Raw genomic sequence first — 22,280 nt, forward strand, 5'->3', positions numbered from 1 at the left:
CTTCTTTTTGATTTTCTAATGCCTCCAGTTCCTTTCTTTCCTCTTCCTCTTTAACCTTCAATTGTTCCAGTTCTTTTTTTTCTTCCTCTTCTTTTTTTTTTAACTTTTCATCAGTATCAACTTTCTTTTTTCCAAACCCAAATAATTTTTTAAACATCTTTTTCCTCCTAGCATTTTATTGATTTTGTACTCAAATATTAACATATTTATTTTTTTTTGTCATAAAACCAAGCCTAAATTCTTTTTTTTACCTTTTAATCTGAACAACCTGATACTAAAAATTGCTTTTTTTTGATTTTAACCAAAAGAACAAACTCGTGTTCATTAGAGTTTCTTCCATGTATGCGACAGCATCAACGTTCTATTTCTTTCTTTTAAATCCTTTGAACACAATCTCTGTTGAGATTACCCAATATAGACATCACCAATATCTCTAAAGTTTATTTCATAAACTAAGAATATTGCGGACACAGAAATTCTCTGATTCACACAGATCTTCTCTATCCAAAAGCCTTCTTCAATCTTTCTAATCCATCCTCTAACATATATCTAGGGCAGGCTATATTCATCCTTGCAAATCCATCACCCATAAAAGCGCCCCCCATCATCAGAGCCAATCCTCCATCTTCCACTAATCTTTCTTTTAATATTTCATTATCCATTCCATATTCTCTCAGGTCCAGCCAAAGCAGATAAGTAGCCTCTGGTTTCTCCACTCTAATTTGAGGAATGTTTTCACCTATATAATCTATAGCAAATTCTATATTTCCTCTCAGATGATTTAAGAGTTCTTCCAACCACTCCTCCCCATTATTGTAGGCAGATATCACCATATCCATACAAAAACTATTAGGTTCATGAACTCCAATCAGTGAAAGTTCATCTATAAAACCTTCTTTTTCCTCTATTGTGGGAAAAACTACAAAGGAACTTTGAATTCCAGCCAGATTAAAGGTTTTAGTAGAAGAAAGGCATGTATATACAATATTTTCCACTTCCTTACCTAGACTGGCTATTGAAATATGTTTCCCCTCTAAGATCAGATCACTATGAATTTCGTCGGAGATTATCTTAACTCCGTGTCTCACACAAATCTCTGCGATTTTTGATAGCTCTTCCCTCTCCCAAACCCTTCCACTAGGGTTGTGAGGGTTACATAATATAAATACCTTGGAGCACTTTACCTTCTCCTCAAAATCTATAAAATCAATTACATACCTGCCCTCTTTTTTTAACAGTTCATTTACAACTAATTCTCTGCCATTATTTTTAATCTGTTTTACAAACTGGGGATAAGTTGGAGACTGAATCATTATTTTGTCCCCTTCGTCAGTCAGAGCCTTGATCAATAGATTTAGAGTGGTCACTACAGTAGGAGAGTGAGCAATTTTATCACAAGATAATTTATAGCCATGTCTTTTTTCGACCCAGTTTACTAGACTACCTATATATCTTTCGTTTTCCATTGTATAACCGAATATCTTTTGATTAGCTTTATTTTTTAAAGTTTCTATCACCACATTAGGAGCTTCTATATCCATATCTGCTACCCACATAGGCAGGATATCTTCCCTTCCAAAATAACTTTTTCTTCCTGCCCATTTTCTTGAATCATTTTTATTTCTATCTATTTTTTTATTAAAATCAACCATCTTTAACCTCCTCTGTTTTTTCTTAATATTATACTTCAGTCATTTACAAAAAGATATAAATATTATATTTAAACTTCTATTTTTTCTCCGGTAATTCTGAGCATTTCAATTTTTTTTATGGCATAATATTTATATTAGAACATTTTATACAATACGAGTTCTCCTGCAAAGTAATTTGTAGGAAACACTAAAAAGGAGATAAACTATGAGTAAACATTTAGATCTAACTCAAGGAGACATTGGATGTCTCATAAAAAAAATAGCTATCCCTTCAAGCATTGGATTTTTATTCAATACCTTATTTAACATTGTAGATACCCTCTATGCCAGTTATATAGGATCTGATGCAGTTTCAGGTCTTACCCTTTCATTCCCACTTTTTTTCATCCTGATATCTATTGGATCTGGAATGGGAACCGGTACCACAGCCCTCATCTCCAATCTTTTAGGAGAGAAAAATACAAAAACTGCCAGAGATATATCTGAAGATTCTATAAGTCTTGGAATTATTTTAAGTTTTTTCGTTACCTTTTTAGGAATTGTCCTCACAGGGACTACATTTAGATTTTTAAACGCTCCTACAGAAACCACAATTTACGGTGTTCAATATATCCATATAATTATGGGAGGAAGTTTATTCTTCATCTTGAATAGCTCCTTCAATGCAATTCTTTCTGCCCAAGGAGACACCAAACCTTACAGAAACTTTCTTATCCTTGGTTTTTTCTTAAATTTAATCTTAGATCCTCTCTTTATATTAGTTTTTAATATGGGGATTGCAGGTCTTGCCTTAGCTACAGTTTTTATCCAAATAACAGGATCTTTCTATCTCCTAAAAAAAGTTATAGGATCTCCTTTATTTTCAGAAATAAAATTGCGTCTTAAAAAACCTGATTTTCATCATTATTCAGAAATTTTAAAGCAAGGATTCCCAGCTAGTCTGAATATGATGAGTATGGCTTTAGGAGTTTTTGTAATCAACTATTTTGTTTTAGATGTAGGTGGCAGCTCTGCAGTAGCAGGCTACGGTATCTCTATGAGAGTCGAACAGATGGCACTTCTTCCTACTATTGGATTAAATATAGCTATCTTAAGTATTACAGGTCAAAACTTTGGTGCTAGGAATTTAGATAGGATAAAAAAAGTATATAAATTAGGTCTCATCTATGGACTTCTTATAATGACCACCGCTATGTTTATCATCTTCCCTTTTTCAAAATATTTTTTAAGATTATTTACAGACGATATGGAAGTTATAAAATATGGTGTTACCTATTTAAATATTGAAACCTTTGCCTTTAACTCCTACGTTTTTCTAAACATCTCTGTGGCTGTCCTTCAAGGTCTTAAAAAGCCAAATTTTGTTATTTTTATAGGGGTCTACCGGCAATTTTTGCTCCCCCTATTATTATTTCCTATCTTAATAGTGCTTTTCCCTAATCCAATATATGGTGTTTGGGTAGGAATCCTTGTAGTAAATTGGAGTGCCGTTATCATCCTTGTTTCCTATACTATATATATGTTAAAAACCTATGAAAAAGATACTCCCTAGTATCTTTTCCATAGGTTTTTTTAATTTAGTATTTATTTGTCATTATTCCTAAGATAGTTTCATCCGTTCCATTCATCCCTATTTGAGATAAGATACCGATATTTTTTATAGTTTTTTCTATATCTTTACCTACTATTCCCTCTCCATTAGATAATACTTTTTTAGCTTTTGAAAGGTGTAGTGAATCAAATGCTGCATAAACTCCACTGGCTATTTTCATAGCACAAGATGCCTTGGCTCCATCACAAATCATCCCTGAAACATTTCCTAAAGTATTAGTTATTGAATCAGCTACAACTTCTAAACTTTCTTCCATTACGAAAGCTAGAGCTCCACTAACAGCTGCTGATGCACATATAGCCCCACAATAAGCTGATAATCTACCTACATTTGTTTTGATATGAATACAAGCTAAGTGAGAAAAAGCTAATCCTCTGATCATTTGCTCATAACTCAAATCATTATCATTGCAATATTGAATTATTGGTAATGAAGCCGTCATTCCCTGGTTTCCACTTCCACTGGTAGTCATTACTGGTAATGGACATCCTGCCATCCTTGCGTCTGATCCTGCTGCTGCTAAACTAGCACTTCTATTTTTTTGGTCATCTCCATATATACCTTTTTCCATATTTTCACGAATCATCGATCCCATATTTACACCATATTTTTCACTTAATCCCTCTTTCGCTATTGCAGAGTTATAATCTACCACCATCTTAAAAACATCTTCTATCTCAGATAATTCTACCGTCTTAGCAAAATTATAGATCCCTTCAATTGTAAGGATAGATCTGTCTTCCTCAGTTGAAACAAAATTTGTATCGTTACAAGCTCTATTTATCAAAGTTTCTCCATTTTTTTCTATTTTTGTAATATTAGTATGTAGATGTTTTATCTCAACACTTGCAGATTCGTCCCCATTATAAGCAATAACTCTTGCATATAACTTTACATCTGTTTTTTCATGAATTATATTTATCTCTTTATTTTCAATAAACTCCTTCACGTCCTCTAATTGTTCTGGCGTAACACTGCTGATAACCATTAATTCTGCATCTGCATTTCCAGCAATAGCTCCCATAACAGCAGAAACCTCTATCCCTACCATTCCTCCACCATTTGGAACATTTACACTTTTAACATTTTTTATCATATTTCCAGAAACATATATATCTAATTTAGTTGGAGTTTTTCCCAGAATTTCTACAGCTTTTGCCCCTACATAGGCTATAGCAATGGGTTCAGTACACCCCTCTGCTGGTACTATTTCTTCACTTAATATTTTTACAATTTTTTTAACGTCCATAACTCCCCCTCAATCTATCGTGATAATTTTTTATTATATTGTATGTGGATTATACACCTAAAACAAAAAAAAAGCAACATTTTATGTTCGAATTAACGTATTTTAACCGATATTTAGTACAACTTAATTTTTTTCTATCATACAAGATAATAATTTTTTATTAAAATATCAATTTAAACTTATAAATCCATGTTTTTTTATAATAGATATGCATATAAGCTGATAATAGAGTATAATTTTATAAAAACGAGGAGGTTTCATATGAATTTAGATAAGATCACTAAAACTATAAAAGGTGAAGAAATTGTTATCTTGTATGTAAAGAGCAGGAGCTGCAGCGTCTGTATTGAACTTCTACCAAAGGTCGAGGAAGTTGCAGTGTCAGAAAAAATCGAATTTATAGATATCTACATAGAGGATAATAGAGAGGTCGGAACCAAATATAATGTATTTACTGCTCCTACAGTCATTATGTTTGCTATGGGAAAGGAAGTATATAGGGAAGGTCGATTTTTAAGAATTTCAGAATTAAAAGATAAAATTTATAAATATAAAGAGTTTTTATTATAAAAAAAGGCTGGTATAAACCAGCCTCTTCAGAAAATTCAAAATTCTTTTTAGATTATATTTTTTAAAAAACTCATAAAGTCTTTTTGTGGTAACCTTCCATTATCTCTATAGGTTTAAAGTTACAGTATCTATAGTTATGAGCTAACCTCGCTCCATCTTTTATTCGTATTACAGTAAAATAAGGATTAGCTTCTTTTTCATGATCGATAAAATGGATTAAATTATCACTGTCTTTTTTTAACAGTACATAGTCATCCCCAATCTCAAGATCGTGTACACCAAAAATTAGAATATCATTTATTTTTACCATATCCCCATTTATTTCTAACTGCATTTTTTTCAAATTACTCCCCTCCCTTTATTCACCAGTTAAATAAATTCAACTACTCTAATTAACCTTTTATTCAAAAAAAACTTTTTTCCTTTTTTTATTCTTAATAAAAAAAGACTCCCAAGCAAACCCTAACTATAATAGTTGGGTTCACTTAGAAGTTTTTATATTATTTTTTCTTTAAATTGTCAGAGATTAACTCTCCACATTCTTTAACTCTTCCCTTCATTCCACAACCTAAACAGTTATCCCTGCAGTCTGGAGTAAGAGCTATCTCTTTGGCTTTATTTAATTCACTTATATAAAATTTATCCGATACACCGATATCTACCATATGCCAAGGCAGCTCTACATCTGTTGATTTTTCTCCTAGATAATCTTTCTCATCCAGGTTCAATTCCTCTATAGCTTCCTTCCATCTAGAAAATTGAAAGTTTCTACCATGGTCTTCCAATTTGGCACCTTTTTTCCATACATTCTCTAATAGATCACTTATCTTTTCATCTCCACGAGATAGGAATCCCTCTAAATATGATTTTTCTCTAAAATGCATCTTAAGAGTCGTGTGTCTTGCTCTATAAAAAATATCTTTTAGGAGTTGATGCTTTCTCTCCATCTCCTCTATATTCATTTGTTCAGCCCATTGGAATGGAGTATGAGGTTTCGGCACAAAATTAGATACACTAACTGTTATATTTAATTTTTTTGTAAATGGTTTACACGCTCTTACAACCTTCATCACTAACTCATGTATCCCTTTTAAATCTTCATCAGTTTCAAAAGGCAGGCCTATCATAAAGTAAAACTTTAATGTCCCCCATCCGGCTTTTACAGCTGAAATTGCTGTTTCTAAAATATCTTCTTCTGTGACACCCTTATTAATAATGTCTCTCATCCTTTGAGTCCCTGCTTCTGGTGCGAATGTGAATCCAGTTTTTTTACCACTCTGAATCTGTTCTGCAACCTCTACAGAATAAGGATTCATCCTTAGAGAAGGAAGCCCTATACTCAAGTTACTATCACCATGTTTCTTCTGTAAGTTTGATAGTAAAGGACTTATCTTACTGTAGTCACTACTTGATAATGAAGATAATGACACTTCATTATATCCAGTAGACTTAAGTGTTTTTTCTATAAGGGCCATATTTTTCCCTAAAGTTCTCTCCCTTACAGGTCTATATGTGTATCCAGCTTGACAGAATCTGCACCCTCTAGTACATCCTCTTTGAATCTCTACAGATACCCTGTCATGAACTATCTTAACAAAAGGAACTATTTGGTCAGTATAAAATTCTGTATTATCTAAATCATGAACTATAGCCTTTTTTATTTTTTTACACTTATGCAGTTTTGGAATATACACTCCATCTATATCTTTTATCAATTCTAATTTTTCTGCCTTAGTTTTGTCACTGTTTGCCACAAATATCTCAGCTATTTCCGGCATAACATCTTCCCCATCGCCAATTACAAAATAATCTACAAATTTGCTCATAGGAGCGGGATTCACTGTACAAGTTCCCCCTGCCATAATAAGTGGATCCTCTTCTGTTCTATCTTCTGCTCTCAGTGGAATTCCTGCTAAATCCATTGCATTCAATACATTGGTATAACTCATTTCATAAGAAAGTGAGAATCCTACCACATCAAATTCTTTTAAAGGAATCTTGCTCTCTAGTGAAAACATTGGTATATTATTTTCTCTCATGACAGCTTCCATATCCTCTTGAGGAGAAAAACCTCTCTCCAATGAAAATCCATCAACTTTATTTAAAATATCATATAATATTCTTATACCTAAGTTGGACATCCCTACTTCATAGATATCAGGAAAAAATAAACACATGTTTGCTTTATAATCTTTCTTATGGACACTGTTTACCTCATTTCCCATATATTGTACTGGTTTCTCTACTGAGAGTAGATATTTTTCTATATCAATCATAATTTTTTTCTCCTTTATTTATAAATTACCCTAACTTCGTTTCCTCTTTTGAGTAGTTAGCATTTAAAATTAAGTTTTGATTATACTTAATTTTAATAATCGCAGTCTCTCTAGGAGGGTTAACTTTCATCATCTATCTCCTGGAATCTCTTCAATTTCCTATCCCCATCTAGACCATGGTGATTTAAAATTAAATTAGCCAATTCCAAATCTATCTCTTTTATTTTTTTATATCCTGATTTAGGATGCATATCTAATTGTTTATCTCCTACTAAGACTTTTTTTACCCTAGTCAAGAGGCAAACTCTTTCCTTACCGCAATCATGCAGAAGGGCTAATTTTAAATATTTTTCATCTCTATTCAGTATATTGTCTTTCTTCACCTTCTCATAGACACCTATACTATGTACTTTATCATAGTTATCCATATCTATAAAAATCTTATATTCTTCCTTCGTTAAGAATAATTTTACTTCTTCTATCTTTTCAGTCTTAGGTTTTGCAAACAAATAATTTAGTCCTTGTTTTATTCTACCCATTATACCTCTCCAGAAATTTAGATTGTCTTTATTATTATCTTTCCATATTTTTTTCTTAAATTTTTGATATTAGTGGCATTTTTCCCAATAACTTCACCTTTTTTGTTTTTAGCCACATAGAAAATATAGATATCTTTAATTTTTTCTATTTTTAAAATATTATCTTCAGAGATATCGTGAACTTCCTCTATTATTATCTCCTCTAACTCCTTGGATAAAATCATCTTTTCCAAAGTCAAATATTTTCCTGATAGAATTTTTTTCTCACCGGTTAATATATACCCCGACATGATCCTTACCTGTTTTGGCATAAATGAGTTCCCTGAAAATACCAAACTTTCATTGTCGTATGATATCTCTACACTTCTTATTTTTCCCTTTAATTTCTGACCCTTTCTATCGGTAAACGCGCTTACATCATAGGTTCCCGTAAGTTCATTACACCTTGTTAAGATCTCTTCTTTAGTAGAGCTTATCTTATTTGTCGGGTAGTTATACCTGTAAACCCTTCCCTTTATCATCTCTGGTAGAGCCAAGTTAGGCAGTGTTTTTTCTATCTTTACGATCTTCATCTCGTTTATTTTTTTATTGAATTTATCCTTTAATAAGGTCTTATCTATCTTATTGTTTGAATTTATATACAATATATTTTCCTTAGCACTTACCTGACCATCAGTTCTTCCACCTTGCTGAACTCCCTTAGCCCATGTAATTCCAAGTTCTCCTAATATCTTTATAAATTCACCTTTTACAGTTTTCTTCGTAGAATTTTCATCTTTATTTTCATCAAAAGAATGAAATTTTGTTCCCCTGTATGAGATATAAAATAAATATCCAAATTTTGTTGTTTTTTCTAAACTCCTAAAATTCACCTGTGCCTCCGTCATATCCCATGTTTTTTAAAACCTTTATTCCGCTTAACTTTTCTATCGTTTCTACATTATCCTTCAATAAAATTTCATCGGTATCATTATCTTTATTATTAAAGATAATCCCCTTTATCATAATATCATTTCTTTTCAATGTTTCTATAGTTAATAAAGTATGGTTGATTGTCCCCAAAGAATTAGCTGCTACTACTATAACCTCTGATTTTTTTCTGTAATCCACCAAAAGGTCTAAATATGTATATCTGTCTTTATAAGGAACTAACAAACCTCCTGCACCCTCAACATACAAAATTTCACTGGTTTGAATTTCTTCATCTATCCTTTTCTTTAACTTATCGATAAATATTTGCTTTCCATCCAGGTTTGCTGCAATATGAGGAGACATAGGTTTTTTAAAGAAATATGTATTTATCTCTTCTATACCTTTACCCAAAAGATCTGCATATTTTTTGGTATCTGACCCTTCCAAATTTTCACCAAAAATTTCCGACCCTGTCTCTATAGGTTTCAATGCCATAACATTTTTTTTATTTTTAAGATCTTCCTCTATCAATTTTAGAGTAACGTGAGTTTTCCCTATCTCAGTTCCAGTTCCAACTATGAAATAAATATTTCCTATATTCTCATTTTTATATTTTATTCTATGACACTTTCTACATCTAGGCTCATATGATTCTGTAGCCCCAACCAATACAATGGGATCATCGTAATAAGCAGGTTCCCCGTCTATCAACCTTTGAGATACTGTGGCAGGATTCCCACATACAGCACAAATAGCCTGAAATTTATCTACATATTCAGCTCTAGCTAAAAGCTCATCCATAGGTTTAAAAGGTTCACCTTTAAAATCTTTATCTAAACCGGCTACAATAACTCTCTTTCCCATGTCAGCCAAATCCTCACAAAATTTAACAACTGAACTGCCAAAAAACTGCACTTCATCTATTCCAATTACCTGGGCATCACTATATTTTTCAAAGAATATTTTCTTCATCTCTTCAACACTAGCAACTGGTACTCCCTCTATAAAAGACTGACTATGTGATGCTAATTTTTCATCATCATATCTCACATCACTTGCATGTTTAAAAGCTACTACTTTTTGACGTGCATACTTTGATCTTCTCAACCTTTTTATCAATTCTTCACTTTTACCTGAAAACATACTTCCAGTTACAACTTCTAACCATCCCATTCCTTCTGTTACTATAAATTGCAAATCTCTCACCCCATCTATATAATCAGTAACTAGTAATTAATAATTACTAGTTAGGCTCTTCTAAAAATTTTATCATCTGTTTTTAAAATTAAATTTATTAAAGGCTCAAACGCTCCCTTTAATCTATAAATTATAACGGCACTGAAATACCCCATAACTGTAGCTCCTAATATATCAAATGGATAATGGACCCCTTCAAAAACTCTACAAAGCCCCAATAAAATCCCCAATACCAGCATATTTTTCCCCATTTTTTTAGTCTTTTTAAACATAATTAGTGACCAAGATAAAGCCAGCATAAAAGTCGTATGATCTGAAGGGAAAGAACTGTCTGCTATATGTTCTTTCAGAACTAATCCTAATCCATCGGCAAATGGTCTGGGATGATAATAAAACAACTCTACAAAATGATTGAGCAATATAGCTAAGATAACAGTAATCGTAGCATAGATAGCTTCTTTTTTATTCTGCTTTTTAAAATAGATATAAACTATCAATGCAATAAATATATAAGGTCCTTTCTCTCCTAAGAAGACACCTAATCGGTCTAAAACATCACTTTTACCGGCCAAATTGTTGATCGATAAAAATAACCATTGATTTAAATTTTTCACCATATTTTTTTACTCCCTCTTACTTGATTTTTTCAATCTATTCGCCTTAAATTCAGACTAAATTGTAACATATTTTCTACCTTATTACAATTTACCATTTCCTCGAGAAGTTTAAATTTCTTAATTTTTTACCTTTTTTAAATTTTACTTCACCTTAGTTTTAAATAAGGTTATAATGAAAGTAAAAATACGGTAGATTAAGGGGGGAATCGTGTCTATAACACTACGAATAAAAAACGAAATAAAAAATTTATCTAAAACTGAGATAAAAGTAGCTAACTATATATTGGATAATTTAGAAGAAGTTAAAACTATAACATCCTCTGATCTGGCTAAAAAAATAGGCGTAGGTCAATCCACTATCATAAAATTTATAAAAAAAATAGATATCAAAGGATTTACAGAATTCAAAATAAGTCTTGGTGAGGAACTAGCGAAAGCCTCATCTACACCGTCATACTTGTATGGAGATATCACCTTAAACGACTCCATGGAAGATATAGCAAAAAAACTTTCCTATAACAGCATAAATGCTATCAGTGAAACTTTGGATAATCTGAATTTTCACCAGTTAGATATAGCTATTGACTATCTACATAAGGCAAGAAAGATAGTGATATTAGGTGTAGGAGCATCTTCCCTAGTTGCAAAAGATTTTTTCTACAAATTAAGTAAGATCGGAAAGATGGCATTTCATGATTTTGATCCCCATGTACAGTTGACTCACACCACTACTTTAAATAAAGATGATTTAGTGGTAGCAATCTCCCATGGAGGAGAAAGTAAGGAGGTTATATTAGGGGTAGAAAAAGCAAAGGAACATGGCGCTACTACTATTTCTATTACAAATATCGGAAACAATCCTGTAAGCGATAATAGTGATATAAATCTTTATTCTATTGCCTATGAAGATCTTTTCAGATCTTCGGCTATCTCATCCCGAATGGCACAATTATCCCTTATAGATATACTCTTTATCGGTATCGTTCAAAAAGAATATCAAAACTCAACAGCATCTATAAAGGAAAGCAGGGATCTTATAAGCAAATTAAAAAAAGTATAAATATAAGGGAGTCAATTTTATGAATTATACACCTATATTAAAGGAGATAATCAACTATGTTGAAAATAATATCTATAGGCCTATCACTTTAGATGAAATTTCAGCTAATTTTTTCATCTCAAAATTTCATTTCCATAGAATATTTAAAGTTTATACCGGTATCTCATTTGGGCAGTATATAAGTAAACGAAGACTCCAATATATTGGCGATGATATATTAAACAAAAGAACTGAGGAAATCTGGAAAATCGCTCTTAAATATTCCTATACCCATCCACAAATTTTGAACAGAACCTTTAAAAAATATTACAGTATTACTCCTACACAGTATAGGGAGATCAACCTCCGAAAGGTCATCCAGGACAGGCTGATCATTTTAGAAAAGGAAACTATTTCCCTAAATGGAAAGATTAGAATTGATCTTTCCCTAGAGTATTTCAAGAAAACAAAGGTCTATGGAATCACCTATTCTATAGACCTGACTAAAACACCCCTTAGTGAAGAGGATCTTGTGACATTTACCAAGATAAATTCACAGAACTTTATTGCTACACCCCAGCTAAAAAAATTCTACTATGTTTCTATCAAAAGAACTAAAGATATCTATAATTTTGGCTTTTTCACCGACAAAAAACTTGATTTCAAAGAGCATTTTACTATCCCTTCAGGACTATATGCTCTTCTGCACTATTCCGGTGATCGATTGTATAACTCCTTAGATGTAGTAATGAATGATATACAGAGTATCTTTGATAAGGAACACCTCACACCTAATAAGAATACCCTTGAGGTTGTTCAACAGTTTTTCATTGATAATCCATCTCATTATTCCATCATGATCCCTGTAGAGGTCAGTAAATAAAAGCTATAAACAATAAATATTAAAGAAAGACGATATATCCTATAAACTGTACCCTTTGTCAAGGACACTTTAAAAAAAGGTATGGTTAAGATACTGTTAAAAGATGATTTCTGTATTGCACAGGAGTCATCTTTTTTAAGTTCCATTGATACCTATGGTTATTGTAATAATTCATATATTTAGATACTTCTTTCTTTACATCATCTAATGTTTTTAAGGGCTTTAAATTTATTTCATCTTTCATATGTCCAAAGAATGACTCCATAGGAGCATTATCCCAACAGTTACCTTTTCGCGACATTGATTGGATAATTTTCTTTGATTTCACTAATCTTTGAAACTTAGGATTAGTATAGTGAAAGCCTTGATCCGAATGAATAATGCACTCTGGATGGAGTTTAAACTTTCTTTTAACTAAGCGCTTAACCGTGTTTAAAGCAATATCAATACTAAGACTATGAGACACCTCATGAGCTAATACTTCATTAGTACTACCATCTTTTATTGTTGAAAGATAAGCTCTTTTTCCAATTCCATAAGTTAGATAGCTGATATCAGTTAGGAGAACTTTTTTAGGAACTTCTTGTTTAAATTCTCTTTTCAATATATTAGGGACAGTCGAATGTTCCTTAGTTGCTTTAGCTATGTTTTTATAGGGGTTCGGTTTTCTGTGAGGACATATTATTTCGTATTTTTTCATAATTCTTCTTATTTTTTTCAAATTAAAAATAGTATCAAATTCATTCTCTAAAATCATCCTGATACTTCGGGCGCCCTTCTTAAAACCTCTTCTATTAAAAGCTTTTAGAATTAATCTTTTGGAGTTTAAATCTTTAGCTTCTTTATTATTTCTATTTTTTTCTGAATTAATATAGTTGTAAAAACCAGACCTGGAAACCCCCGCTTGAAAACATAGAAATTTAATTTTTGATTTCAACTTATATCTTTTAACTATTAATTTAATAGCTTCAAAAATCTCAGTTTTATTTAAGCATCCCCCCTTTCGATCTCGTCTAACTTTTTTAAAAATTCATTCTCTATTTTTAAATATTCAATCTGTGCTTCTAAACGTTTAATTTTTTCTAAATCTGTTAACTCTCTTTTCAGAGGTCTTCCAGAAGATGTTTTCCTGGAATCCATTAAACCCAGTTCACCATTATCTTTAAAAGCTCTCCTCCAACGTTTAGAGGAAGTTTCAACTCTTTTCATACCTAAAATATCCACATCAAAGCCAGCTTCCTCAAAAATTATACGCGGAGGCTTTCCCATTTTATATTCCTCAATAAATTTCTTTTTAAATTCAAAAGTATATGTAATAGCTTTATTTGAAACTTTAGAAATATTTTTATTTTTAGATAATTTAGTAACTTCTATATCTGAAAATATTTTTTTAGACATTTAATTCACCCCTTTAAACTCTTATTAAAAAATTGTATCAAAAAAACCATGAAACTAACACTCTTTTTCAAGTGTCCAGTTTCATGGTTACAGTTTACCTATTCATATCGTCTTTTTTTAATGTAGCAAGAATGGTTTAACTCTCTCATAAAAAAAATGCTAAAATTTAATTAACGAATTACTTCAACCTTTAGGTTAACTTAATTTTCAAAACTTTCGTGTATATAGGATACACATTTAGTAAATAGGAGGATATAGATGAAGGCAAAAAAAATAATATTAATTTCATGGCTGCTCCTAATAATAGGATGCTCCAGCTATGTTCCAGAGACCCACGAAGACCTCATGCAGACAAAAAATGAGATCCAGCTACAGGATAATTTTACCTTAGAGGAAACAGATGTTTCCAAAGATCAAAACTTGGTTTTCATTCATGAAAAATGGTGGTTAAACTACAATGATCCAGATCTTAACAAACTTATGGAAATCGTGTTAAATTCAAATACAGATCTGAAAGTAGCTAAATTAAATATTCGTGCTGCCAGTGCGGTTATTGATGCAGCTGACCACAGTGCTTTTCAAATGGGACTCTATGCAGGAGCAAATGTAGTAGGTACCAGTAAACCATATACAAAATCAAAAGCTGTTTCAAAAACTATTCCTGGATTGGGAGAAGTACCCCTTATCCCTGAAGATGCACTTGCAGGAGAAACTGCTTATACCGCTGGTACAGGACTCAGAGCCAACTATAACTTTGATTTCTATAATAAATACGAAAACTTAACTAAACAAAAAACATATTTGGCTGAAAGTACTAAATTTCATTCAAAACTGATTGAACTGAATATTACTACAAATATTGCTAAACTTTACGGGTATTATATTTATCTTCAGGAGGAAAAAATAAACCTCGATAAAAAGCTATCTGTATTGGTATCTATCGAAGATAAGGTCAGATCAACCATCGAATTTGGTGGAGGATCAGAAGATGATCTTCTGATCATTCAAAACAAGATCCTTAATTTAAACAGATATATAAACATAAATAGATTTAAAAAAGAATCTACTGCAGAGACTATATATTCATTGTCGTCTTATAAAAACAAGATTCAGGTAAAAAAGATATTAAAAGATGCTGTTTACTCCCATCTTATGGATCAAGAATTTCTAATCCCTGACAAGATCTCTTCCGATGTTATTATCCATCGTCCTGATGTACAATATTATCTGATGATGATTAATTCTCAAAAAGCCAAGTTAAAATCATTAAAATCAGATTTCTATCCACAGGTTTCAATCGGAGGAGACATAGGATATAGAGGACTGGGAATAGATAACAGTTTTCAAGATTTTTCATCTTTAATGTGGTCATTTGGACCAAAGGTTTATCTTCCAATCTTTAATCTCTCTGGTATTAAAGCTAATTATAAGATTGCTGATATTCAGGTAAATACATTTATTGCAAATTACAATAAAACTATCAACAATTCCATCCAAGATATAAACAGTAAGTTAAGCAGTGCCAAAGTATCAAAGATCAACTATATGAATCTCGATACCATTGAAAAAAACGAAGAAAAGATCTATAAAAATTCAAATTTAAAATTAGAAAATGGTTCTATTTCTGAATATCAAAATTTAAAAGATCACTATATTTATTTGGGCTCTTCTCTTCATAAAACCCAGCAGGCTTACAAACTTTACTCAGATCAAATCGATTTGATCAATAGTTTAGGAGGAGTATATAAGAATAAGGAACAGGTAATAAAAGAAAAAATCTAGGTTTTGTAATCTAAAAAAAAGGAGTTATATATATGTCAGAAGTTATAAAAACAAATGAAAGTTTAGAAGATAAAAAAGATATAAAAATAGAAGAAAATAGAAAAAAAGCCAAAAAAAAAATTAGAACCTTTATTGGTGGAATGGCAGTTCTCGGAGTTCTTTATGCTCTCTATTTTTTCCTTTACAGCAATGGCTATGAATCTACTGAAAATGCCTATGTTACAGGGAATCAAACTGCTGTAACTGCCCAGATAGCAGGAAGAGTAACTCAGATCAATTTTGTAGATACTGCAAAAGTAAAAAAAGGTGACCTATTGATAGAATTTGAAAATACAGACTACCAGCTGGCCCTAGAAGGAGCAGAGATTGCTCTGGCTCAAGCAGTTAGGAATTATTCAGCCCTTGAAACTAATGTTTCCCAGTATCAATATGCCCTGGGAGAGAGTATAAATAATCTAACTAACGTGAAAAAAAATTATGATAGAAACTTTAAGCTATTTAATGCTGGTATCATCAGTCGTCAACAGATGGATGCGACCACTACTCAGCTAAAAAATGCAAAATTAGCTGTTTCTCAAAAAAATGATGCTCTTTCTAATGCAAAATTACAGGCTAGTTCAAAAGATGCTTACAGTCACCCTGCTATTCAAAGTGCAATTTTAAAATATAAACAGGCATACCTTAATCTATCTAGAACAAAAGTTTATGCTCCTGTAGATGGAGTTATTGCTAAAAAGTCTGTCTCTTTGGGACAAAAAATCGGAATCGGACACCCGTTATTTTCTGTAGTAGATCTAAACAATGAATGGGTAGAGGTAAATTTAAAAGAAAATCAAATGAAAAATATAAAAATTGGAAATATCGTGGAATTGACAAGCAGCCTGAATGAAAAAGTATATGAGGGTTATATTGTAGGTATCTCTGCTGGTACTGGTAACGCATTTTCCCTTCTACCGCCTCAAAATGCAAGTGGTAACTGGATTAAGATTACTCAAAGACTTCCTGTTAGAGTGGCCTTTGATAAAAAAAGTTTAGAAGAAAATGGAGTGCTTCCCCTGGGAACTACTATGGATGCTGAAATAAACACCAGCTCAGTAGAGGAGGAAATTTCCAATATCGAGGTTAAATCTTCTAATCCATATACTCTGAATATACAAAAAATTCAAAAAACAATAGATCGTATAGTTAAGGCAAATTTATATTAAGTGAATAGGAGGGTTGTATGCCAGAAACAAATGATAAGATCACAGGAAAAATAATTTTTATAACTATAGCCCTTGCTATGGGTTCATTTTTAAATATGTTAAACGCCAGTATAGTCAATGTATCCCTGACACATATCGCAGGAGATTTTGGGATGGCTACCAGTAAAAGTACATGGATCATCACCTCTTATTCCGTTGCTGAAGCCATAGTTTTACCCCTTATCGGGTGGCTGACACTACAGTTTGGAACTGTAAAACAATATATCTGGTCTACAATATTATTTGCCATTGCCAGTTTACTCTGCGGGCTGAGTTTTTCTCTCTCCTCAATGGTTGCTGCCAGATTATTGCAGGGAGTTGTAGGAGCCAGTATGATCCCCCTTTCTCAGACCCTGATCATGAAAATTTTTCCCAAGAAAAAGCAGGGAATAGGAATAGCTATTTGGACAATGACCCTTATACTAGGCCCTATCTTAGGCCCGGTTATTGGAGGAGCCATTACCGATGTAGCATCTTGGAGATGGTGTTTTTACTTCAGCATCCCCCTCTGTTTTTTATCTAGTGGTGTAATCTACTATATGTTTAAGAAGGACTATGCCAGTGAAAAATTTATAAGGGTAAAAACAGATGTTGTAGGTATCTTCTTACTCATAAGCGGTATCGGTTCCCTCCAAGTTTTTTTAGAACAAGGTACGGATTTAGACTGGTTTGCCAGTCCATCTATCGTTGTACTAGCTGTTATTTCATTTATGTCCCTAGTTATATTGGGGATTTGGGAATGGTATCATGAAAATCCAGTTATAAATGTCCGGTTATTTCTAAATAAAAACTTTACCATAGGAGTATTTTCCCTCCTAATTGTATCTGCTGCATTTTATATGACTGCCGTTATTTTACCTTTTTGGCTGCAAAACGTTATGGGTTATACCTCATTTATAAGTGGTAAAACCACAGCTACCTTGGGTTTACCTATATTACTTTTATCACCTATCATAGGTAAATACACAGACAGGATAGACAATAGATATATTACCATTACAGGATTTATTATTTTTACTATCGTTACAGTTTTTACTGCTAATTACAGTTTAGATGTTACTTCCAGCTATGTTTCATATACCAGAGCTCTAAGCGGTATAGGACTTGCATTTTTCTTTGTGGCCCTTAATAATGTTTCCCTGGGGAGTATAAAACCTACAGAGATTGTAGCTGCCGCTGGGATTTTTAACTTTATGAGAAATTTAGGAAATAGTATTGGCAGCAGCCTATTTATTCCTTTATGGAACCATTCTCAGGCTTATCACCACGAGGTATTGGCTAGTCATATCCATACTGGTAATCCAAACTTTTTACCCCTGATTAACTCTATCCCTGGTTCTATCCAGGCTAAGTTAGTTGTCATTAATGGTTTGATCACTAAGGAATCCGCTACAATGGGAGTAAATGATGTACTCTTGATTGCCGGATTTATCACCTTAGCTCTGGTTCCATTTGTACTCTTAGCAAATAGAACAACAGGCTCTACCCAAGGTGGACATTAAAAAAAGTCGTGAAATTCACGACTTTTTTTATTTAATACTCTACAGGTCATTTCTTATTAAATCTTCATATGATTCCCTCTTAACCATGAGGGCTGACTCCCCGTTTTCTACCATAACCACAGCAGGTCTGGGAATTTTATTGTAGTTGCTTGCCATGGAATAGTTATATGCTCCTGTACCAAATACACATAAGATATCTCCTAACTCTGCCCTCTGTAATTTTGTATCCTTTAGGATCAGATCTCCCGATTCACAGCATTTACCTGCTACAGTTACCAAGTTTTCTTTTTCCTCTAAACACCTGTTTCCAATAGTCCCGCTATAAACTGCCTGATACAGAGCCGGTCTTATATTGTCAGTCATCCCCCCATCGATAAAATAATAATTTTTTCCTGAATAGGTAGTTTTTAACCCCTGCACCGTATAAAGGGTAGTCCCAGCATTAGCTATCAGCGATCTCCCAGGTTCAATCTGAAGTTTTTTGATCCCTAAACTATATTCTTCATTTATATTCTCTATAATCTTTACCTGTTCTTTTAGGCAAGTCTCTATATCGATAGGCTCATCTCCCTCTGAATAATAGATACCATATCCGCCACCTAAATTAAGTGTTTCTACTCCTATACCTTCTTCAACCAATCCCCTTATATACTCAGTCATAACTTCGGCTTCCTTCAAAAAAGAATTGATATCAAATATTTGGGAACCTATGTGAGCATGGAGTCCTTCAAATTTTACCCATTCACTTCTATGAATTGCTCTTATAAGCTCCTTTGTCTCCTCCATAAAGATTGATTCTCCAAATTTAGAATCAAACTTAGAGGTCTGAATATACTCATGGGTATGTGCATCTATCCCTGGATTCACACGTAAAATTGCATTTATCTTTTTCTTATTTTTTTCACATATATCCTCTAATAGTTCAAATTCTAAATGATTGTCTACTATTATAGTCCCTACCCCATATTCTACCGCCATCTCAAGTTCTTCTATAGATTTGCTGTTTCCATGAAAATGAGCTCTTTCCATTGGAAAGCCTGCCTTTAAAGCTGTATATATCTCCCCTCCAGAAACAACATCTAAACAAAGATCCAATTCCTCTACTATCTTGCACATCCCAACAGTTAAAAATGCCTTGGAAGCGTAAGCTACCTCAGTCTTAAAAACTCTGGATTGAAAACTTTCCTTTATTAATTCTGCCTTTTCTACTATATAATTTTTATCCATAACATAGAGGGGAGTTCCATACTCTTCCTTTAATTTCTTTACCGATACTCCTCCGATTTCCAAAATTCCGTTGCCATTAATCTCTTGAGTTCCAAACATAATATCCCCACCTTTCTTTAATTTTTTATATAGATATCTTATCTTTTCTGCCCCATTCTGTAAAATATAGATATTATATTATATAAATGACCATCATTAATTCCAATGTCACTCCATATATTAAATGCATCTTTTACATATATTAAAAATATATTAATTTGAAGTATTTCAAATATGGAGTTATACTTAATAGTATCTTGATACTAAGGAGTAAATTATGAAAAGTAAAATGCCTATTGGAATATTCGATTCAGGGATTGGAGGCCTTACCATCCTGAAAGAGATCAGAAAAATTTTACCCAGGGAAAATATCATCTACTACGGAGACTTTAAAAATACTCCCTATGGTACTAAAACCACCTCAGAAATACAAAAACTAAGTGAAGATATAGTGAAGTTCATGATTCAAAACCATTGCAAGGTAATCATAATAGCCTGCAGCCTTATGACAGCAGCTTCCTTGGAATATCTAAAAAACAAATATCCTATTCCCATCATAGGAGTTGTAGAAGGAGGAGTAAAAGCCGCTCTTTTGGAAAGTAAGAAAAAAAAGATTGCCTATATTGCAAACCCTTTTACTGTAAAAACTAAAATTTATGAAGAAACTTACAAAAAATACTCAAAGGATGGATCCCTCCATGGTATCCCCTGTAAAAAACTATGTGCCCTGATTGAATCTGGCTGGGAAACTCACCCCCATCGTCTGGAAATTCTAAAAGAATATCTGGATAAAATCCCAAAGGATACCGATACCCTTATCCTCGGCGGGACACATTACCCCCTTATAAAGGAGGATATCAGGAAATTCTTTCCTGAAAAAATTGTAGATTCTTCCAGAGAATCTGTGTTTGAGCTATTAAATTTACTCATTTCCATGGATCTTTTCAACAAAGAAAATAAGAAGGGAAATGTAGATTTTTGCATCAATGGAGACACATCTCTTCTTTTAAACAGACTCCCGGAAATATTTATGGAGGAGTTTAAAAATATTTTTTCTGTAGATTATTAAATTTTATAAACAAAAAGAGACTTAACCCTTTAAACTGTACCCTTTGTCAAGGACACTTTAAAAAAAGGTATGGTTAAGATACTGTTAAAAGATGATTTCTGTATTGCACAGGAGTCATCTTTTTTAAGTTCCATTGATACCTATGGTTATTGTAATAATTCATATATTTAGATACTTCTTTCTTTACATCATCTAATGTTTTTAAGGGCTTTAAATTTATTTCATCTTTCATATGTCCAAAGAATGACTCCATAGGAGCATTATCCCAACAGTTACCTTTTCGCGACATTGATTGGATAATTTTCTTTGATTTCACTAATCTTTGAAACTTAGGATTAGTATAGTGAAAGCCTTGATCCGAATGAATAATGCACTCTGGATGGAGTTTAAACTTTCTTTTAACTAAGCGCTTAACCGTGTTTAAAGCAATATCAATACTAAGACTATGAGACACCTCATGAGCTAATACTTCATTAGTACTACCATCTTTTATTGTTGAAAGATAAGCTCTTTTTCCAATTCCATAAGTTAGATAGCTGATATCAGTTAGGAGAACTTTTTTAGGAACTTCTTGTTTAAATTCTCTTTTCAATATATTAGGGACAGTCGAATGTTCCTTAGTTGCTTTAGCTATGTTTTTATAGGGGTTCGGTTTTCTGTGAGGACATATTATTTCGTATTTTTTCATAATTCTTCTTATTTTTTTCAAATTAAAAATAGTATCAAATTCATTCTCTAAAATCATCCTGATACTTCGGGCGCCCTTCTTAAAACCTCTTCTATTAAAAGCTTTTAGAATTAATCTTTTGGAGTTTAAATCTTTAGCTTCTTTATTATTTCTATTTTTTTCTGAATTAATATAGTTGTAAAAACCAGACCTGGAAACCCCCGCTTGAAAACATAGAAATTTAATTTTTGATTTCAACTTATATCTTTTAACTATTAATTTAATAGCTTCAAAAATCTCAGTTTTATTTAAGCATCCCCCCTTTCGATCTCGTCTAACTTTTTTAAAAATTCATTCTCTATTTTTAAATATTCAATCTGTGCTTCTAAACGTTTAATTTTTTCTAAATCTGTTAACTCTCTTTTCAGAGGTCTTCCAGAAGATGTTTTCCTGGAATCCATTAAACCCAGTTCACCATTATCTTTAAAAGCTCTCCTCCAACGTTTAGAGGAAGTTTCAACTCTTTTCATACCTAAAATATCCACATCAAAGCCAGCTTCCTCAAAAATTATACGCGGAGGCTTTCCCATTTTATATTCCTCAATAAATTTCTTTTTAAATTCAAAAGTATATGTAATAGCTTTATTTGAAACTTTAGAAATATTTTTATTTTTAGATAATTTAGTAACTTCTATATCTGAAAATATTTTTTTAGACATTTAATTCACCCCTTTAAACTCTTATTAAAAAATTGTATCAAAAAAACCATGAAACTAACACTCTTTTTCAAGTGTCCAGTTTCATGG

General features: G+C 32.3%; 19 protein-coding genes. 8 read left to right on the forward strand and 11 right to left on the reverse strand.

What is annotated here, in order from left to right; genetic code table 11:
- Positions 1 to 500: 500 nt before the first annotated feature.
- Entirely contained in the window at positions 501 to 1,652 is a 1,152-nt protein-coding gene (locus tag K337_RS0109770) for a MalY/PatB family protein (RefSeq protein ID WP_028856450.1), read from the reverse strand.
- Positions 1,653 to 1,857: 205 nt separating this feature from the next.
- Here K337_RS0109770 and K337_RS0109775 point away from each other — a divergent pair, with 205 nt between their 5' ends.
- On the forward strand, positions 1,858 to 3,204 hold the full coding sequence (locus tag K337_RS0109775; protein ID WP_028856451.1) for an MATE family efflux transporter: 1,347 nt from the start codon (positions 1,858 to 1,860) through the stop codon (positions 3,202 to 3,204).
- 25 nt (positions 3,205 to 3,229) lie between these two features.
- On the opposite strand, the gene K337_RS0109780 is transcribed toward K337_RS0109775, so the two are convergent.
- Entirely contained in the window at positions 3,230 to 4,513 is a 1,284-nt protein-coding gene (locus K337_RS0109780) for an L-cysteine desulfidase family protein (RefSeq protein WP_028856452.1), read from the reverse strand.
- A 261-nt stretch (positions 4,514 to 4,774) separates the two neighbouring features.
- Here K337_RS0109780 and K337_RS0109785 point away from each other — a divergent pair, with 261 nt between their 5' ends.
- Entirely contained in the window at positions 4,775 to 5,083 is a 309-nt protein-coding gene (locus K337_RS0109785) for a thioredoxin family protein (RefSeq protein ID WP_028856453.1), read from the forward strand.
- A gap of 70 nt (positions 5,084 to 5,153) precedes the next feature.
- Here K337_RS0109785 and K337_RS0109790 read toward each other — a convergent pair whose 3' ends face one another.
- The 6 genes from K337_RS0109790 to K337_RS0109820 form a co-directional block, all read right to left on the reverse strand.
- Positions 5,154 to 5,426, reverse strand: coding sequence for a hypothetical protein (locus tag K337_RS0109790; RefSeq protein WP_028856454.1), 273 nt, complete (start codon positions 5,424 to 5,426; stop codon positions 5,154 to 5,156).
- Between the two features lie 157 nt (positions 5,427 to 5,583).
- A complete protein-coding gene (locus K337_RS0109795; protein ID WP_037029317.1) occupies positions 5,584 to 7,359 on the reverse strand; it encodes a TIGR03960 family B12-binding radical SAM protein in 1,776 nt (591 codons plus the stop codon).
- Between the two features lie 119 nt (positions 7,360 to 7,478).
- Positions 7,479 to 7,898 carry an HD domain-containing protein gene (locus K337_RS0109805; RefSeq protein ID WP_037029319.1) on the reverse strand — a complete coding sequence of 140 codons (420 nt, stop codon included), beginning with the start codon at positions 7,896 to 7,898 and terminating at the stop codon, positions 7,479 to 7,481.
- A gap of 17 nt (positions 7,899 to 7,915) precedes the next feature.
- Positions 7,916 to 8,770, reverse strand: a complete 855-nt coding sequence (locus K337_RS0109810; protein WP_028856457.1) for a tRNA pseudouridine synthase A — start codon at positions 8,768 to 8,770, stop codon at positions 7,916 to 7,918.
- Complete coding sequence (locus tag K337_RS19585; RefSeq protein ID WP_084140850.1) at positions 8,760 to 10,007, reverse strand: thymidine kinase; 1,248 nt, start codon at positions 10,005 to 10,007, stop codon at positions 8,760 to 8,762. The genes K337_RS0109810 and K337_RS19585 overlap by 11 nt, the downstream gene beginning before the upstream one ends.
- 50 nt (positions 10,008 to 10,057) lie before the next feature.
- Positions 10,058 to 10,624, reverse strand: coding sequence for an undecaprenyl-diphosphatase (locus tag K337_RS0109820; RefSeq protein ID WP_051251704.1), 567 nt, complete (start codon positions 10,622 to 10,624; stop codon positions 10,058 to 10,060).
- 208 nt (positions 10,625 to 10,832) lie between these two features.
- Between K337_RS0109820 and K337_RS0109825 the strand changes: the two genes are divergently transcribed.
- Both K337_RS0109825 and K337_RS19210 read left to right on the forward strand, forming a co-directional pair.
- Positions 10,833 to 11,684, forward strand: a complete 852-nt coding sequence (locus K337_RS0109825) for a MurR/RpiR family transcriptional regulator (protein ID WP_028856459.1) — start codon at positions 10,833 to 10,835, stop codon at positions 11,682 to 11,684.
- A gap of 19 nt (positions 11,685 to 11,703) precedes the next feature.
- Positions 11,704 to 12,546 (forward strand): helix-turn-helix transcriptional regulator, encoded by an 843-nt coding sequence (locus K337_RS19210; protein ID WP_028856460.1) that lies wholly within the window; start codon positions 11,704 to 11,706, stop codon positions 12,544 to 12,546.
- An 85-nt stretch (positions 12,547 to 12,631) separates the two neighbouring features.
- On the opposite strand, the gene K337_RS19590 is transcribed toward K337_RS19210, so the two are convergent.
- A protein-coding gene (locus tag K337_RS19590; protein ID WP_425414008.1) for an IS3 family transposase occupies positions 12,632 to 13,944 on the reverse strand; the annotation gives its coding sequence in 2 pieces (ribosomal slippage) (positions 12,632 to 13,554 and positions 13,554 to 13,944; 1,314 coding nt in all).
- A 258-nt stretch (positions 13,945 to 14,202) separates the two neighbouring features.
- On the opposite strand from K337_RS19590, the gene K337_RS0109845 reads away from it, so the two are divergent.
- The 3 genes from K337_RS0109845 to K337_RS0109855 are packed head-to-tail and all read left to right on the forward strand — an operon-like array spanning position 14,203 to position 18,472.
- Complete coding sequence (locus K337_RS0109845) at positions 14,203 to 15,726, forward strand: TolC family protein (protein ID WP_028856461.1); 1,524 nt, start codon at positions 14,203 to 14,205, stop codon at positions 15,724 to 15,726.
- A gap of 32 nt (positions 15,727 to 15,758) precedes the next feature.
- Positions 15,759 to 16,931, forward strand: a complete 1,173-nt coding sequence (locus K337_RS0109850) for an HlyD family secretion protein (RefSeq protein ID WP_028856462.1) — start codon at positions 15,759 to 15,761, stop codon at positions 16,929 to 16,931.
- A 17-nt stretch (positions 16,932 to 16,948) separates the two neighbouring features.
- A complete protein-coding gene (locus K337_RS0109855; RefSeq protein WP_028856463.1) occupies positions 16,949 to 18,472 on the forward strand; it encodes a DHA2 family efflux MFS transporter permease subunit in 1,524 nt (507 codons plus the stop codon).
- A 39-nt stretch (positions 18,473 to 18,511) separates the two neighbouring features.
- Here the strand turns inward: K337_RS0109855 and lysA are convergent, their stop codons facing one another.
- A complete protein-coding gene (gene lysA / locus K337_RS0109860; protein WP_037029320.1) occupies positions 18,512 to 19,798 on the reverse strand; it encodes a diaminopimelate decarboxylase in 1,287 nt (428 codons plus the stop codon).
- A 217-nt stretch (positions 19,799 to 20,015) separates the two neighbouring features.
- On the opposite strand from lysA, the gene murI reads away from it, so the two are divergent.
- The gene (murI, locus tag K337_RS0109865) at positions 20,016 to 20,807 is read left to right on the forward strand and encodes a glutamate racemase (protein ID WP_028856465.1); all 792 of its coding nucleotides are present in this window, start codon (positions 20,016 to 20,018) and stop codon (positions 20,805 to 20,807) included.
- A 73-nt stretch (positions 20,808 to 20,880) separates the two neighbouring features.
- Here the strand turns inward: murI and K337_RS19595 are convergent.
- Positions 20,881 to 22,193, reverse strand: a protein-coding gene (locus K337_RS19595) for an IS3 family transposase (protein WP_425414008.1) whose coding sequence is annotated in 2 segments (ribosomal slippage) — positions 20,881 to 21,803 and positions 21,803 to 22,193 — 1,314 coding nt in all. Because the reading frame shifts where the segments join, the coding sequence is not laid out codon by codon here.
- Between the last annotated feature and the right edge of the window lie 87 nt (positions 22,194 to 22,280).

Origin of the sequence: Psychrilyobacter atlanticus DSM 19335 (genome assembly GCF_000426625.1) — a bacterium.
GTDB lineage: Bacteria > Fusobacteriota > Fusobacteriia > Fusobacteriales > Fusobacteriaceae > Psychrilyobacter > Psychrilyobacter atlanticus.